Here is a 15,664-nt window from a genome sequence, read left to right on the forward strand (position 1 = left end):
GTAGTTTGTTGCTGCCAAAGCGATCGCATATGAAGTCGCTTTTTAATAAAAAAACACCTGTCTTTCTATTCGGATTGAATAAAAAGACAGGTGGAGTAGAGGAAAGGATAATTGCTTTGCTATGGGCTAAATCTGGTTCGACAGAATTCGCATGAAAATGAATGCTGATCGGCAAGGCCGCACCCTAAACATACTGAACACTGTTAAATCAGTTGGTTTATTATCACCGCGTAGGAAGATATTGAAAATGTGGCAAATTGTCGCAGGGGAGTAGGCTCGGTTTTTATCGCCATAATATCGTTGCTTGAAAAGGAGAAGTATTATGAAAATAACAATAAAAAATAAGGCAATTACTTTGCTGGCCGCCATTATTTGGGTGTTTACCATTTCTTCTGCGCAGGCAGATGCAGTGACTGAATGGAATCAGCGTGCAGGCGATATCGTTGTCAAAGCCGATATTGGGCCGCTTCCTGCTGAGCGGGCATTGGCTATGGTTCATGCGGCAGTTTATGAAGCCGTCAACGCGATTACACGCAAATTTCCGGTGAGTGACCTTAATCTGAAGGCGGACCTCGATGCATCGGTTGAAGCGGCGATTGCGGCTGCAAACCGCACGGTTTTGTCAAGGCTTGCGCCGTCTCAGCAAGCAATGATCGATATCTCCTATCATGCTGCGCTTGAATTGATCGCGGATGGGCCGGAAAAAACAAAGGGTATCGCCATAGGCGAGAAGGCGGCTGCGGCAATCCTGACATTACGGGCAGATGATGGTGCTAACGTAACGGAAGAATATCGGCCGCGTACCCATGCAGGCGTTTACATACCCACCGTCATACCAGAGGCCCCCCAGTGGGTACAACGCAAGCCGTGGCTGATGTCGAGCCCCAGTCAGTTTCGTCCAGCTCCCCCGCCTGCACTCGACAGTGAATTGTGGGCGCGTGATTATAACGAAGTCAAGGCGCTAGGCCGTAAGGATAGCCAGCAACGCACATCGGAGCAAACCGAGATTGCGCGCTTCTGGGAAGAGGTTATGCCGCCGATTTATCATGGTATTGTGCGATCGGTCGCCAACCTGCCAGGCAGGGAAATCACCCAAAATGCACGTTTGTTTGCAGCAGTGACGCAGTCATCGGATGACGCGTTGATCGCGGTGTTTGATGCCAAGTATCACTATGGTTTGTGGCGGCCTGTTACTGCGATCCGCAATGGGGATATCGATGGTAACGATGCGACGGAAAGAGATCCCTCGTGGTTGCCGTTGATCGATACACCGATGCATCCAGAATATCCTTGTGCGCACTGTATCGTTTCCTCAGCAGTTGGTACGGTATTGCAGGCTGAAATCGGCGATGATCCAACGCCCTTGTTGACCACGACCAGTGCAGCTGCCGGTGGGGTAAAGCGCAGTTGGACGACAATCGACGATTTCATGCAAGAAGTGATCGACGCTCGGATTTATGATGGCGTGCATTATCGTAACTCGGGGAATATTGGCGCTGTGATGGGCAAGCAGATTGGCAAGTTGGCTGCGCAAAAGTATCAGCTTGGCTCGAAATAAGCCGCCGGTCAGAAGGGTTGTCGGTCGAAAGGAATAAGTAAGCTAAGCGAATTTCGCTCAAGGAGGAAACATGCTCAGTAGCACGGTGGTAGAAGTAGCAATCGGTTTGGTGTTTTGTTATGCGTCGGTTGCATTGATTACCAGTTCTATTTATGAATCCATTGCTTCTCTGCTCAGTCTTCGTGCTAACAGCTTATTGACCGGGGTGAAGCGTTTGCTGAACGCCAGCAACAGTGTCGGCGAGCAATTATTGTTGAGAATTTACAATCATGCTTTGGTGCATCCGACCGGAAATGGCACGGTGACATCGCTGGCTGATCTCAAGAACCGTCCTTCTTATATCGATTCGAAAAATTTTTCGATCGCCTTGATCGACGCCATTCAGTCAGCGCCAGGTAATTTTGCGAAGATTGGCGAGGACATCAATGCCATTAAAGATGAGCAGATTCGCACATTGCTGAGAGGGATGTACGATCGTTCATCCGGTGAATTAGAGCGATTCCAGAAGGAGTTGGCGACTTGGTTCGATGCCGGGATGGATCGGGTGGCCGGGTCGTTCAAGCGGCAATCGCAGGCATGGTGTTTTTGTATTGCCTTTACGCTGGCGGTAATGTTGAATATCGATAGCCTTCATCTTTTTTCCACCTTGTGGAAGCAACCGACTTTAGCTGCACGCGCCACGCTGACGACCCATTTGCCGGGTTCACCCCCTGTTACAGATCAAATCGTATTGGCTAATAGTCTGCCTGTCAGCGATCATAACCAACAGGCCGTGATGGATACATTGAAACAGCTCGAGACGCTTCCTATCGGTTGGCAGAATCAGCAATTCTGTAAGGCAGAATCCGGCTGTACGAACTTACTCCAGTTTTATCAATATGATTTAACGAGCTTTCTATTGGTTATTTTTGGTTGGTTGATAACAGCATCTGCCGCACTGTTCGGTGCGCCATTTTGGTTTGATTTGCTGCAGCATTTGACGCGCCTGCGTGGAACAGGGCCTAAACCAAAATCGACGACATCGCAAGATTGAGACCGAGAAACGGGTCGGTTTCGGTAAGGCAATCATTTTTCCACATTTAAAGCGTGACGGTGGTGAGTCGCTCTGGCACGGTGGCTTGCCATTCCAACTTTTGTGCGATGGCTTCGGCGAGCGCGGCGGCATTACTCGGCTCACCATGAACGATAAACGTTTTTTCGGGTGCATGTGTGAAATTTCCCAGCCAATTCAATAACCCTGCTTGATCTGCATGTGCTGAGAGTCCGCCAATGGTGTAGATAGCGGCACGGACCGGGATCTCCTGGCCAAAGATGCGTACGCGCTTGGCACCGTCTACCAGTCTTCGTCCCAGTGTTCCTGCAGCCTGGAAGCCGGTGATGAGTATAGTGCATTCCGGCCTTGGCAAATTATATTTGAGGTGGTATTTGATGCGCCCTGCATCACACATACCGCTTGCCGAAATGATTAAGGCGCCTTGCTGGATAGCATTGAGTGTGATCGAATCTTCGACATCCTGGACAAAATTGATTTTCAGTTTGTTGCCACTGCTGTTGAACCATTGCAGCGCTTCTGTTGCCTCTTTGTCCAGCAGATGACCATGTTTCAGCGTAATATCGGTCGCAGCCAGTGCCATGGGGGAGTCGACGTAAACATCCATTTTGCCGAGCTTACCTTGACGATGCAGGTCAACCAGCAGAAACAGTAATTCTTGGGTGCGTCCAACAGCGAAAGCAGGTACGATGATATTGCCGCCTTTGCGATGCAGGGTATCGTTGATGGCATGTTCTAGTTCATCGAGCGTTTCGTCCATGCTCCGGTGCAGACGGTTTCCGTAAGTCGATTCGACGAGCAAGACATCAGCTTCTCGGATCGGTGTTGGGTCGCGTACGATGGGATGGTTTGGTTGACCCAGGTCTCCGGAGAAAACCAGTTTTTTTTGTTTGGCGCCGGAGGCTACCCGAAGTTCGATGATGGCAGAGCCTAGAATATGTCCGGCATCGCGGAATTGACAGTGTACCGAAGGATGAGGGGAAATTTCCGTGTCGTAATTTACGCTGCGTAATTGTTTAAGGAAGGCTTCCGCCTGCGCTACGGTATAAAGAGGCGCATTTTCGCGTACGGAGGAATGGTGCTTGCGGCGGAGTGCTTTGTTTTGCCATTCAGACTCTTTTTCCTGAATATAGGCGCTATCTTTGAGCATGACTTTGACAAGATCAATGGTGGCTTGAGTGGTATAGACGGGCCCTCTGAAACCCCACGCGCTCAAACGAGGCAGAAGCCCGGAATGATCGATGTGCGCGTGGGTGAGCAATACGAAGTCAATCGTTTCGGGATCGAAGTTAAAAGCGGTCCTGTTTTTGCGATCGGCTTCGCGCCCACCCTGAAACATCCCGCAATCGACCAGGAAGCGAGTATGGGGTGTTTCGATCAGATAGCTTGAACCGGTGACTTCGCCTGCGGCGCCTAGAAAGGTGAGTTGCATCGGATAATATCCTTTTGTCTGAGATTATATGGCATCGAGAATGTGTAAAACGGATGTTGCGAGCCAATCCATTTCTTCTTCATTGATGATGTAGGGTGGCATAAAATAAACTGTGTTGCCGAGAGGGCGAAGCAGAAGTTGTTTTTCGAGCCCAAGCTTAAAGAGCGTATTGGCGAAGTTGTCGTCGCTGTTGATCACTTCAAATGCCCATATCATGCCGCGGTTACGAAAGTGTTTTACCTTCGGGTGGGTTTGTAAAGGCAGTAATCTTTGATTGAGGTAGTTTGCTTTGGCGCGGTTGGCTTCGATTACGTTGTTTTGCTCGAATAGATCAAGGGTTGCCAGAGCAGCGCGGCAAGCGAGTGCGTTACCGGTGTGTGAATGCGAATGGAGAAATGCCCGGGAAGTTTTGTCATGATAAAAAGCTTCGAATACGGCAGGTGTTGTCAGAACGACCGAAAGCGGGAGATAGCCACCGCTTAACCCCTTTGACAGGCATAAAAAATCCGGTGTGATATCGGCTTGTTCGCAAGCGAACAGTGTTCCGGTGCGGCCAAAGCCTACCGCGATTTCATCGGCAATCAGATGGACTTGGTAGTGATGGCAGATTTCTTTGGCGCGCGTCAAGTATATCGGGTGATACATGGCCATACCCGTTGCGCCTTGAACGAGCGGCTCAAGAATCAGTGCGGCGGTGTGGGTATGGTGTATCGCGAGGTAATTTTCCAACTTCTGCACAGTGTCCAGTGCATAGTCTTCGGCAGATTGACCTGCAGCAGCATTGCGCCAATCAGGCGATGGCATATGTTCGGTATGGCGCAGCAGCGGTGCATAGGTTTGTTTGAAAATCGCGACATCGGTAACGGATAGCGCGCCCAGTGTTTCACCATGATAGCCATTTTGCAGGCTGATGAAATCGGTTTTGCTGGGGTGACCACATTGCTGCCAGTAGTGGAAACTCATTTTTAAGGCAATTTCTACGGCGGAGGCACCATCACTGGCATAGAAGCAATGGCCTAAATTACCGGGGGTAAGTTTACTCAGTCGTTCCGACAGTTGGACTACCGGTTCGTGAGTGAAGCCAGCGAGCATGACGTGCTCGAGCTTGCTGAGCTGATCATTGAGCGCGTTGTTGATATAGGGATGACAGTGACCAAACAAGTTGACCCACCATGAGCTAATCGTATCAAGATAGCGGTTTCCATCGCAATCATATAGCCAGACGCCTTGACCCCTTTGAATAGATACCAGGGGTAGGGTTTCATGCTGTTTCATCTGGGTGCAAGGGTGCCAAACGACTTGTTGGCTGCGTGCTTGAAGGGGGGGTGATGATTGTGGAATTCCGGAGTTAGTATTAGACATAGTAAATTATTTATTAAATATAATAAGTTAAGCTCACTAAGTGCTTGGGAAAACACTTTTGGGAAATGACCAAAAATGAAACTTTTTAGGCAAAAAATGGAAAATAAATACGGAATTATTGCATGTAAATGAGATTTTCTTGGTTAGGCATGATTGCTAAACTGTGAGCAGAATCTGCTGCACCCATTCTGGTTTATTAAACACAAAGTTACTTTCATTTGCTATGGCAGAAACTTGCGTATTTACAAGGTTTAACGCAGCTGCCTGGCAGACGGGCCCCCGGTGGGAATTAGAGCATTTTATCCGGGAAGAAATCATGAAAGCTGATTTTCGGGTTAACCCTGAAGTTTTAGCTCAATTGAAAAATGAAATGATAAAACAAATCTGGCCAGAGCCTGATACTCAAATCTTAAAGCAGTAATCTGATCAATATTTAATCAATCATAAGCATAATTTCTTTACTGAGATAGGCGAACCATAAGTAAAGAATGGCTTATGATTGATGTGAGCAGTATTTTTTCTTTCATGGCATTGCTTATTCTCCATGCCCAATATGGTTTGCCATGGATCATGACGTATGTTTCTGGGAAGCGCATACCATCATGTAATTAGAACCGTCCACCGCTGTGTAGGGAAACATAGCTGCCCCCGGTTCTGGTTTTTCAATAAAGTTTGCGTATTATCAATCACGCATTACTCAGCCGAAGTAATGCAGCTTCATCATCTCATCATCACTGATAGGGCTGCCGTTTGATTTAACTCATATTTAACGCGGGGGTATCGGATAGTCATCCTCACATACTGTTCAGGTGCTAACAAGAACACTTAAAACGCCGTTTTTTTGAATTTGTATTTTAATTACTTTAAAACAGATTTTTCTTGCGGTACTGAAATGCTTGGGAATGCGAGAGGTACTTCGTGGTTGAGTAGGTGCTTCGCGATGTCATCAACACCTCCATTGGTGTATGCATTTACAAGCGCTACAACGCCTACATTCATTTTTGGTAGGAAACCAATAAAGGAACAATATCCACCAGTGCCGCCGTTGTGCCAGATCATTTCATTGTCACCGTTTTTCATAATACCCCAACCGAGCCCAATCTCATTGTCACCTACGCCAGTAGGTCGCCGAGATGTAAGCATTGTGGCGAATGCAGAAGCAAGTGTTGTTTCTCTGATACCAAGTGCCATTTCCAGGAAGGTCAACAAATCGTTTGCTGTCGAGCGTAAAGCACCTGCACCGGCGAGTGTTGGCAAATCCCAATTTGGAAATGCTTCCAACATCGAGTTATGGCCAGTGGCAAGTCTTGCATTCATCTCAGAAGAAAGGGTGATACCCGTATCCTTCATACAAAATGGCATGAGAATGCGTTCACGAACTAAGGTTTCGTAGTCAGTATCGGCTCGCCGCGCTAGCACATGACCTAAAAGTCCATAACCAAGATTGGAGTACTCCCATTGCGACCCGATATCACGCGTCAATTGATAGTCCGAAAGAAAGTGATATAGTTGCTCGACGGAATAGTCGGCATACGGATTGTCTGGATTCGCCGGAACAAAGTGATCGGGCATGCAAGGCAGGCCTGACATATGCGTTGCCAGATCCACCAATGTGATTACCTTACCACTTCGTTGCGGCACAATGATTTCTTTGGGAAGATATTTCGCAATGGGATCAGTAAGCGCAAGCTCAGCACGCTGAACCATATCGGCAAGTAATAACGCCGTGAAAACCTTAGTGACGGAACCGATTTCAAAAATTGTATTGGCGTCCACTGAACGAGGGTCGTTTGTACCGAAGTGACCATGAGCGATAACGCGGCGACCCTCCTGTCCGATGATCCCAACAACGATACCAACACCTTGCTTATGATGTTCGATTCGTTCCGAAATGATCTGACAAATTTCTGAGTCTGATGGAAAGCGAAAACTGGATGAAGATTGTACTGAGTTAGTAACTGCCATTAAGAGATCTCATAAAATCCCATAAATTTTTCTCAAATTACGTTTAACCCGGTTGATCAGAGTAAGTAACTCCGAACACTAGCAATTAATTGATTGTGAGCAATTCCAGCTAGTTGCAGTTGCTCACTCTCAAGTCCTTATATGGTTCTCCATGGACATGGCGCATGTTCTGAGATGCGGTAATGCTGCCATGTGCTCAGAATCGTCCACTGCCATGCAGGGAAGCATGGTTGCCCCCGGTTCTTATTTTTTAACGCTTTGCTAAAAATTGCGCGTTATTTGATACTGGTTAAAGTTTACAGGAATGTCATGTATTGCAGTTTGTTTTTTCACAAACGAGGCCGCGTACATCGACTATACATCAGCAATTCACAGACAGGATAGTTTTGTTGCAGCAAACCGCTATTTATGCAGCTTCATGTTGCCAGCACCTATTACTGTATGGATAATAGTTTTATTTTCTCGTTGTGAGTAACTAGAATGCATGGGGTAACTGCTATCCAATTCACTCAAGACCAGACACGCATACTTACAGGCGTGTCAGTTGAGACTGTGCGCCATTGGCGAAAGGCAATTCCGTATTTATCAACTAAAATGGGAAAGTCTGCACGATTTACCTTTGCCGATCTAGTGGGGTTGGCTGTCACAAACGAATTGGTCAGTTCGTTTGGTGTCCATATTGCAGCTTTAAGCGTCGGTGTTGATGCGCTTTTCCGATTGTTGGCTGCTAGTAGCACAATTTCACTAGAGGGAGCAATTGTGTTTGTCACTACCACTAATGCAACTTTGTCTATAGCAGGTACTGAAGATATCAATCAGGTGTTGGCTAAACCTGCGCTAATGATTCCGTTAGCGCCATTGATTGCTAAAATAAAACAGCATATGTTTCCCTCTGTGTCGGCCTTAAGCCAGGCGGAGTTACCGTTTCCTCCAGAAATTGTTCGGAGCAGAGCGTGAGTACCACAAAGAAGCTTCGGGATGTGTTGGCGGCTACAGGCTATTTTCCAGATGGACAACCTGCGACAGGTTTGCATTTAGGCTTAGATGCGCAAAGTTTGCGCCGTCGTAGTCGAGAATTTTGTCCAGATGCTCTCTGGCGCAGCCCTTCATTGCTAACCATTTATTTCAAGTTTGAACAAACTACGCCGACTGATGAATTAGTCAGCCGGTGGCGTAAGGAAGTTTGGAACGAAGGCTTTGCCCCGCTACTATGGGTGGTCTCACCCGAATGCATCGATTTATACAACGGCTTTGGCACACCGACAAAGGAAGGTGACGCTCAAAAGCATCTGATCAGGCGCTTCAATAACATCCAATCTTCACTAGCAGAAGTGGATGCGTTTGCTGGTCGGTTGGCATTTGAGACAGGTCAGTTCTGGGATCAAGTGCCAGTAATTGATCGCAAGACCAGTGTTGATCAAAGGCTATTACGAGATTTGGCGTACCTTGAGCGCGATCTTGTTGCAGGGAATCTAGCACGTAGTGCAGCACAAGCACTGATTGGACGGGTGATCTTTACTCAGTATCTGATCGATCGTGAAATTGTTAGCGCTGCACAACTGAAGAAGCTATGCGGTCATACGGAGCTACCACCAATCTTGCGCGATTACACGGCGACAGAACAGCTCTTCAGTTGGCTCAGCAGAACCTTTAATGGCGATATGTTCCCACCATCTTCTATCAATGATACCCCAGCTATCAATTACCTTGCACGTGTTGCCGATTTTTTGGGTGCTGTTGATCCTGAAAGCGGACAACAAAGCCTTTTTCCCTATCAATTCGATATAATTCCAGTTGAACTTATTAGCTCGATCTATGAGCAATTCGCTCATTCTGAACCCAAAACTAGCACACGACGTTCGTCTGCTGAGGCTACCAAAAACGGCGTACACTACACGCGCCTATCTTTAGTTTCGCTAGTACTTGATGAAGTGATGGATGGATTGACAGGTAAAGAGTCAATACTGGATTTAACTTGTGGATCAGGTGTTTTTTTAGTTGAAGCTTTACGGCGCTTGGTGCATTTACGCGCAAATAACCAGCCGTTGACTCGGGATTTGATCCGTTCAACCATGTATGAACAAGTTTACGGTGTTGACATCAGTGAGGCGGCTGTTCGTGTAGCCGCATTTAGTCTTTACCTTGCTGCGCTCGAGCTCGATCCAGATCCACAGCCACCACATTCATTGAAATTTCAATCGCTTATCGGTAAAACGTTACTCATTGGGGATGCTCTCACCATTGAGATGAGCGATGCTGGCAAAGCAGTATTGATGACGCAAGCCGGACTTAAACAATTTGATCTCATCGTTGGTAACCCTCCTTGGAGTTTCAAGGGGCAGTCTGGAACTGCAGCACGTCGCAAGATACTTGTTGATAATGTTCCACGGCAACCACGCGGTATAGGTCTTGATTTTATATTACGTGCGATTGAGTTCTCGCATGAAAAAACTCGCTTTGGGGTAATTCTTAGTGCAATGCCGTTTTTCAGCCGAAGCAAGACGGGTATGGCGGCTGTGCAGCATATCATGCATCTTCTTACACCAATTACGCTGGTGAACCTGTCTAATCTTCGCAGTTGGCTATTCGCGACAGCTGCGATGCCAGCAATTGTGCTGTTCGCGCGGCATCGGTCACAGCCTCCAAATCAAGTAACGGTAGTGCAAATCCCGTGGACTTCCAGCGGTGCAAGAACACACTCGTTTGAAGTGTCGCCTAGTGACATCATCAAACTTTCAATGGAGAGCATCATTGAACAGCCTATCCGCCTCAAGGCGGCAGCTGTTGGGCGTCGCAGAGATATAATGTTGCTAGAGGATGTAACTCGAGATCACCTCAATCTTGAGAAAAGATTACTCAATCTCAATACACATCTTAGCGTTGGTCTAACCCGTGGCAACAAAGCCAACGAGGCGTTAGAATTGCATGACCTCGAAGTACTTGAGACTAACGACCTCCAACATTTCAGCATTCCTAAGAATCTTCCACTTTGGGGAACTGCGAAAGCGGAACGTGCACGTTCTCGAGGCACTTATCGATCACCGTTATTAATTGTAAAAGAGGCGTTCAACGAGGTGCCGCGTGTCATTGCTGCAGTTGCTGATCGAGACCTTGTATTTACAAATGCTCTTTTTGGCGCCTCATTTCCTGTTAACTGCCGTGCATCAGCTCATTTACTTGCTGCAATTTTGAGTTCATCGTTCGCTACTTGGTATTTTTTGATGTCATCATCAGAATTCGGAATCAAAATCGAACGACTTACTCGGTTTGATGTGGTGCAACTACCGACACCTGATCTGAAACAAGCTGTTCTGTCGGATGCTGGTAAGCGAATTCTACAGATAGAAAAAAAGCTACAGCAACAAATAGCCTCAGAACAAGACTGGCGCGCTCTGGATGAAGCAGTATTTGACCTGTATAGCCTTGATGAAGAAGATCGTGTAGTCGTCCGTGATGGCTTGCTTCGCGCTAGTTTGAGATGGCAAACAGGCAGAGAAAAATCAGAAGATGATGCCGATGTTCATATCGATATCGCTCGATATGCAGAAGTTTTCTTGAGTGTGATTGGCGGTTGGCTTTCAGCTCGTAATAAACGGCATATGCGTGCTGAAATTTTCAAGTTACCACGAGGTTCTGTACTCAGAATTGTTCGTTTTGTTCTCGAAGATGGTCCGGGCAATGTAAGTATAGAAGTGGTAACGCCCGAAGGTGAGTTGAATAGCATCCTTGCTTGCATTGGTAAGCGTATGAAGGTCAAGCTTGCTACCGCACTCAGCGGCAATCGTGAACTGCGTATTCATGGGCGAAATGAAGTCATAATCATTAAACCAGCAGCAAAGCGTTATTGGATGGGAGTTGTTGCACTAGAGGATGCAGATGCTGTAGTAGCGGAAAGCTTCAAAGGAGGCAATGCTTGAGAATCCCTTATGAAGTTCCTGCTTCCTTGGGTAAAGAATTCATCGAGCTAGAGCCGGAGATTGTCGCTGCCATTTTGCGCACACTGATTGCTGGGTGGCAGCGTGCATGTAACTTTAACGATGTTAACGCGCAAGCAGGTGAGGTTTTAATGACGGAGCGCTTGCGTGACGGAATGCGCAGCGACCTGAAGACAAAAGGGCATCCTTGGGGAAAAAAGCTGGTAGTGTTGCCAGGAACTGAATCACGATCCAGTAGTGCTGTTGTGATACCTGATGGTCGAACCGATATACCGTTGATGCTGTTCGAAGTGTTCTTGAGAACACAAGAACACGATCCTCACGCGATCATCGAATGCAAGCGCATTGATGGCGCGAATAAGCATTTGTGTCGCGAGTATGTAATAGAAGGTATTGACAGGTTTCGTACTGGAAAATACGGGCGGAGCCATGCGTTAGGCTTCATGGTGGGTTATGTACTTACTAGCACTGTAGAAGCAGCGGCAGATGGTATTAATGCATACTTGAAGCACGTTTCTCGTAATGCAGAGCGTCTAGAGCCTGCAGATTTATGTGAGAAAATGCTAAGTTGGGTAAGTCAGCATGCACGAACAACTTCGCTAACCTCAGTCCGCCTGCATCATGCATTTCTCAAATTTTCTGATGACGTTGCTTGATAAACTAGAAAAACGACAATGTTAGTCTTCATCAAATTTTTATTGATACCTTTAAATTTGCGCTTTATTTGATACTGATTAACTGCCCACTTTTATCTGTTTCGCAGGCTCAGTATTTTTTATTCCGTTTTTTCTTTCTTAATCATTCCACTTTTATTTCCCTTCTTACAGTGCTGACAAATTTTTATTGTTCATTGACTTGAAATTCCTTCTCATAGATCCTATTATTAGCACTCGTCGGCGATGAGTGCTAACACTGTTTATGTAATCGCCAACATCTCTGCAGGGCTTTCCTGTGTCCAGGTCAACATTATTTATTGATGTTCATGTTTTTAATCATTCTTAGGAGATACAACTATGAATATTCGCCCCTTATATGACCGTGTTATTGTCAAGCGGCTGGAGGAAGAACGCAAGACAGCTTCTGGAATCGTGATTCCCGATACGGCTGCTGAGAAGCCGGATCAAGGTGAGATCATCGCTGTTGGCAAAGGTAAAGTGGGTGATGATGGAAAAATTCGCGCTCTGGAAGTGAAAGTGGGCGATAAGGTGCTGTTTGGAAAATACGCTGGCCAGACCGTTAAGATCAAAGGTGAAGAATACCTCGTAATGCGCGAAGAAGACATCATGGGCGTGATCGAAGGCTAATTGGATTCGAGATAACAGGAAATTAGAAAAAATTATTGTAAATTAGGAGAAAGATTATGGCAGCGAAGGAAGTAAGATTTGGTGATGTGGCCCGTCATAATTTGGTTAATGGGGTCAATATCCTAGCAGATGCAGTGAAGGTTACGCTGGGTCCAAAAGGCCGTAATGTGGTGCTGGAGCGCTCCTACGGCGCCCCCACGATTACCAAAGACGGGGTATCGGTCGCAAAAGAAATCGAACTGAAAGACAAGTTTGAAAATATGGGCGCGCAGATGCTTAAGGAAGTGGCCAGTAAAACATCAGATGTGGCAGGTGATGGAACAACCACCGCGACAGTGCTGGCGCAGTCCATCGTCAAAGAAGGGATGCGTTATGTGGCCGCCGGTATCAACCCAATGGATCTCAAACGTGGTATCGATAAAGCGGTTACTGCAACCATTGATGATTTGAAGAAACTCTCCAAACCGTGCTCTACCAGCAAAGAAATCGCGCAAGTTGGGAGTATTTCTGCCAATTCCGATGCGGAAATCGGGAAAATCATCGCCGAAGCAATGGAAAAAGTGGGTAAAGAAGGGGTGATCACGGTTGAAGATGGCTCTGGTTTGCAGAATGAACTTGAAGTCGTCGAAGGAATGCAGTTCGATCGTGGCTATCTTTCACCTTATTTTGTCAGCAGTGCTGAAAAACAGATTGCATTGCTGGAAAATCCTTATGTCTTGTTACACGACAAAAAAATCTCCAATATTCGCGATTTATTACCGGTACTGGAACAAGTTGCCAAAGCAGGTAGACCACTATTGATTATCGCTGAAGATGTAGACGGTGAAGCGCTGGCTACGCTGGTGGTCAATAACATACGCGGCATACTTAAAACATGCGCGGTCAAAGCGCCGGGTTTTGGCGATCGTCGTAAAGCAATGTTGGAAGATATCGCTATACTTACTGGTGGTACGGTAATTGCCGAAGAGGTAGGCTTGTCTCTCGAAAAAGCTAAGCTGGAAGATTTGGGGCAAGCTAAACGGATCGAAATTGGTAAAGAAAATACCACTATTATCGATGGTGCCGGTAACGCTAAAAATATCGAAGCACGCGTAACCCAAATTCGTGCCCAGATCGAGGAAGCTACCAGCGATTACGATAAGGAAAAACTGCAAGAGCGCGTAGCGAAATTGGCAGGTGGCGTTGCGCTTATCAAGGTAGGTGCTGCGACCGAAGTCGAAATGAAAGAGAAGAAAGCGCGTGTTGAAGATGCGTTGCATGCAACGCGTGCAGCAGTCGAAGAAGGTATCATTCCTGGAGGTGGCGTGGCATTGATGCGGGCCATTAGCAGTGTTAGCAAATTGAAGGGTGATAATCACGACCAAGACGCCGGCATCAAAATCGTATTGCGTGCGCTGGAAGAACCGTTACGTCAGATTGTGGCAAATAGTGGTGATGAACCGTCGGTCGTGGCCAATAGAGTGAAAGAGGGCGATGGGAATTTTGGCTACAATGCGGCTACCGGCGAGTATGGGGACATGGTTTCGATGGGTGTCTTGGACCCAACCAAAGTTACCCGTTCCGCATTGCAGAACGCTGCTTCTGTCGCGGGCCTGATTTTGACGACCGATGCGATGGTGGCTGAACTGCCAAAAGAGGAATCGGCAGGTCCAGGCGCTGGTATGGGCGGCATGGGTGGTATGGGCGGCATGGATATGTAATTTCCTATCCCCAGGCGGATTGTGTTAGGATCGCCGCGGCGGCAGTTTTGCATGGGCAAATCTGCTGACCGTGGCGATTAGTTTTTTATAGCGGTTTTGATGTGCAATGTATACGCTTCGTGCCTCAAAATCGGGTAACTATGTCTACTTCCGCAGGGAGAAGGCTGGATCAAGGATGATAAAAACCGAATTTTGAAGTGCGATAAGTAGTGAAATCAGTGGGTATCTGCTTTCATTGATGAGGGTAAGAAAATAATTGTCATGTTGTCTCTTCCTTTCCCAAAAGCACGGTGTGGCAGACAAACCAATCCTCGTATGGGCTGGTAATCAGTCGTTATTTCAACGTTGTTCTTTGTTAATGAATAATATAAAGCATTATCAGGCAAATAAAGATTTGCTCTGCGACCGCGTCATTTTGATCACGGGAGCAGGGCAGGGGCTTGGACGCGCAGCAGCGTTAGCTTTCGCGTCACATGGGGCTACCGTTATATTGCACGGCCGTAAAGTCAAGAAACTAGAAAGCGTGTACGATGAAATTCAAGCTTTGGGGAGAGAGGAAGCGGTTATTTTCCCATTTGATTTTGATAAGGCAGCAGAACAGGATTTTCAGATGATCGCCGATGCGATTGCATCTCAATTGGGTAGATTGGATGGCATTTTGCATAATGCTGCGTTTACTTTTGGGCCAATGCCATTGGAGCTGCATACCCTTGAACAATGGCGAATACTCTTACAAATTAATTTACTGGCCCCCGTTGCGCTGACCCGAGCCTGTTTGCCGTTGCTAAAAGCATCACCCGATGCGAGTGTTATCATGACATCGGATTCGCATGGTCATGAACCCTCTGCTTATTGGGGCGGGTTTGCGGTTGCTAAGGCGGGCGTTGAAGCATTGGTTAAAATCCAATCCCAAGAGTGGGAGTTGTTGTTTCCAAATTTACGTATCAATGCGCTCATTCCAGGCGCCGTTCATTCGCCTCAGCGCACGAAAACACATCCTGGTGAAGTTAAGCAGCGATTGCCTCAACCAGTTGATTTGATGCCATCTTATCTTTTCTTTATGGGGCCGGATAGCAAAGGAATAAGTGGGAAAGTGTTGTCTTGTCAAGAGATTTAATAGTGCACGGCTGCGGTTTCATCAATAACAAGGTATAATTGAATCAAATTAAGGGGATTGGCTAGACGCGAAAGTGGCGGAATTGGTAGACGCACCAGATTTAGGTTCTGGCGCCGATGAGGTGTGGGGGTTCGAGTCCCCCCTTTCGCACCAAAAGATCAAGTTAAGGTTGAATTTTGTTTGTATTCTCAGCATGGTAATTCGTCGAACCAGTTATATTGGTGGTTATATTTAGGAAGA

Annotated in this window: 11 protein-coding genes and 1 tRNA gene; 9 read left to right on the top strand and 3 right to left on the bottom strand. The window is 46.9% G+C overall.

The window, feature by feature from the left end:
- The first annotated feature begins 322 nt into the window (after window positions 1–322).
- Both C8R30_RS01335 and C8R30_RS01340 read left to right on the top strand, forming a co-directional pair.
- Window positions 323–1,558, top strand: coding sequence for a vanadium-dependent haloperoxidase (locus C8R30_RS01335; RefSeq protein ID WP_090665781.1), 1,236 nt, complete (start codon window positions 323–325; stop codon window positions 1,556–1,558).
- Window positions 1,559–1,628: 70 nt separating this feature from the next.
- Complete coding sequence (locus C8R30_RS01340) at window positions 1,629–2,591, top strand: hypothetical protein (RefSeq protein ID WP_090665779.1); 963 nt, start codon at window positions 1,629–1,631, stop codon at window positions 2,589–2,591.
- A 46-nt stretch (window positions 2,592–2,637) separates the two neighbouring features.
- On the opposite strand, the gene C8R30_RS01345 is transcribed toward C8R30_RS01340, so the two are convergent.
- From C8R30_RS01345 to C8R30_RS01360, 3 genes are all read right to left on the bottom strand, one after another.
- Window positions 2,638–4,041: an MBL fold metallo-hydrolase RNA specificity domain-containing protein gene (locus tag C8R30_RS01345; RefSeq protein ID WP_090665777.1), complete on the bottom strand. Its 1,404-nt coding sequence runs from the start codon at window positions 4,039–4,041 to the stop codon at window positions 2,638–2,640.
- A gap of 24 nt (window positions 4,042–4,065) precedes the next feature.
- Window positions 4,066–5,403, bottom strand: a complete 1,338-nt coding sequence (bioA, locus tag C8R30_RS01350; protein ID WP_107789362.1) for an adenosylmethionine--8-amino-7-oxononanoate transaminase — start codon at window positions 5,401–5,403, stop codon at window positions 4,066–4,068.
- A gap of 858 nt (window positions 5,404–6,261) precedes the next feature.
- Window positions 6,262–7,368: a serine hydrolase domain-containing protein gene (locus C8R30_RS01360; RefSeq protein ID WP_107789364.1), complete on the bottom strand. Its 1,107-nt coding sequence runs from the start codon at window positions 7,366–7,368 to the stop codon at window positions 6,262–6,264.
- A 480-nt stretch (window positions 7,369–7,848) separates the two neighbouring features.
- Between C8R30_RS01360 and C8R30_RS01365 the strand changes: the two genes are divergently transcribed.
- The 7 genes from C8R30_RS01365 (at window position 7,849) to C8R30_RS01395 (ending at window position 15,577) form a co-directional block, all read left to right on the top strand.
- Entirely contained in the window at window positions 7,849–8,325 is a 477-nt protein-coding gene (locus tag C8R30_RS01365) for a hypothetical protein (protein ID WP_107789365.1), read from the top strand.
- On the top strand, window positions 8,322–11,285 hold the full coding sequence (locus tag C8R30_RS01370) for an HsdM family class I SAM-dependent methyltransferase (protein ID WP_181258678.1): 2,964 nt from the start codon (window positions 8,322–8,324) through the stop codon (window positions 11,283–11,285). Before C8R30_RS01365 ends, C8R30_RS01370 begins: the two co-directional genes overlap by 4 nt.
- Window positions 11,282–11,959 (top strand): hypothetical protein, encoded by a 678-nt coding sequence (locus C8R30_RS01375; RefSeq protein WP_181258679.1) that lies wholly within the window; start codon window positions 11,282–11,284, stop codon window positions 11,957–11,959. Before C8R30_RS01370 ends, C8R30_RS01375 begins: the two co-directional genes overlap by 4 nt.
- A 357-nt stretch (window positions 11,960–12,316) precedes the next feature.
- Window positions 12,317–12,607: a co-chaperone GroES gene (groES, locus tag C8R30_RS01380; protein WP_090665774.1), complete on the top strand. Its 291-nt coding sequence runs from the start codon at window positions 12,317–12,319 to the stop codon at window positions 12,605–12,607.
- Window positions 12,608–12,663: 56 nt separating this feature from the next.
- Entirely contained in the window at window positions 12,664–14,307 is a 1,644-nt protein-coding gene (groL, locus tag C8R30_RS01385; RefSeq protein WP_090665772.1) for a chaperonin GroEL, read from the top strand.
- A gap of 358 nt (window positions 14,308–14,665) precedes the next feature.
- Window positions 14,666–15,424, top strand: a complete 759-nt coding sequence (locus C8R30_RS01390; RefSeq protein ID WP_177182253.1) for an SDR family NAD(P)-dependent oxidoreductase — start codon at window positions 14,666–14,668, stop codon at window positions 15,422–15,424.
- A 67-nt stretch (window positions 15,425–15,491) separates the two neighbouring features.
- Window positions 15,492–15,577: transfer RNA gene (locus tag C8R30_RS01395), tRNA-Leu, on the top strand.
- Window positions 15,578–15,664: the final 87 nt, after the last annotated feature.

Origin of the sequence: Nitrosomonas nitrosa, assembly GCF_003051105.1 — a bacterium.
Classification (GTDB): Bacteria; Pseudomonadota; Gammaproteobacteria; order Burkholderiales; family Nitrosomonadaceae; genus Nitrosomonas; species Nitrosomonas nitrosa.

Coding starts and splice junctions, on each gene's coding strand:
- C8R30_RS01335 (WP_090665781.1), top strand. CDS start 323: ATGAAAATAACAATAAAAAATAAGGCAATTACTTTGCTGGCCGCCATT.
- groES (WP_090665774.1), top strand. CDS start 12,317: ATGAATATTCGCCCCTTATATGACCGTGTTATTGTCAAGCGGCTGGAG.
- C8R30_RS01390 (WP_177182253.1), top strand. CDS start 14,666: ATGAATAATATAAAGCATTATCAGGCAAATAAAGATTTGCTCTGCGAC.
- C8R30_RS01360 (WP_107789364.1), bottom strand. CDS start 7,368: ATGGCAGTTACTAACTCAGTACAATCTTCATCCAGTTTTCGCTTTCCA.
- groL (WP_090665772.1), top strand. CDS start 12,664: ATGGCAGCGAAGGAAGTAAGATTTGGTGATGTGGCCCGTCATAATTTG.
- C8R30_RS01365 (WP_107789365.1), top strand. CDS start 7,849: ATGCATGGGGTAACTGCTATCCAATTCACTCAAGACCAGACACGCATA.
- C8R30_RS01345 (WP_090665777.1), bottom strand. CDS start 4,041: ATGCAACTCACCTTTCTAGGCGCCGCAGGCGAAGTCACCGGTTCAAGC.
- C8R30_RS01340 (WP_090665779.1), top strand. CDS start 1,629: ATGCTCAGTAGCACGGTGGTAGAAGTAGCAATCGGTTTGGTGTTTTGT.
- bioA (WP_107789362.1), bottom strand. CDS start 5,403: ATGTCTAATACTAACTCCGGAATTCCACAATCATCACCCCCCCTTCAA.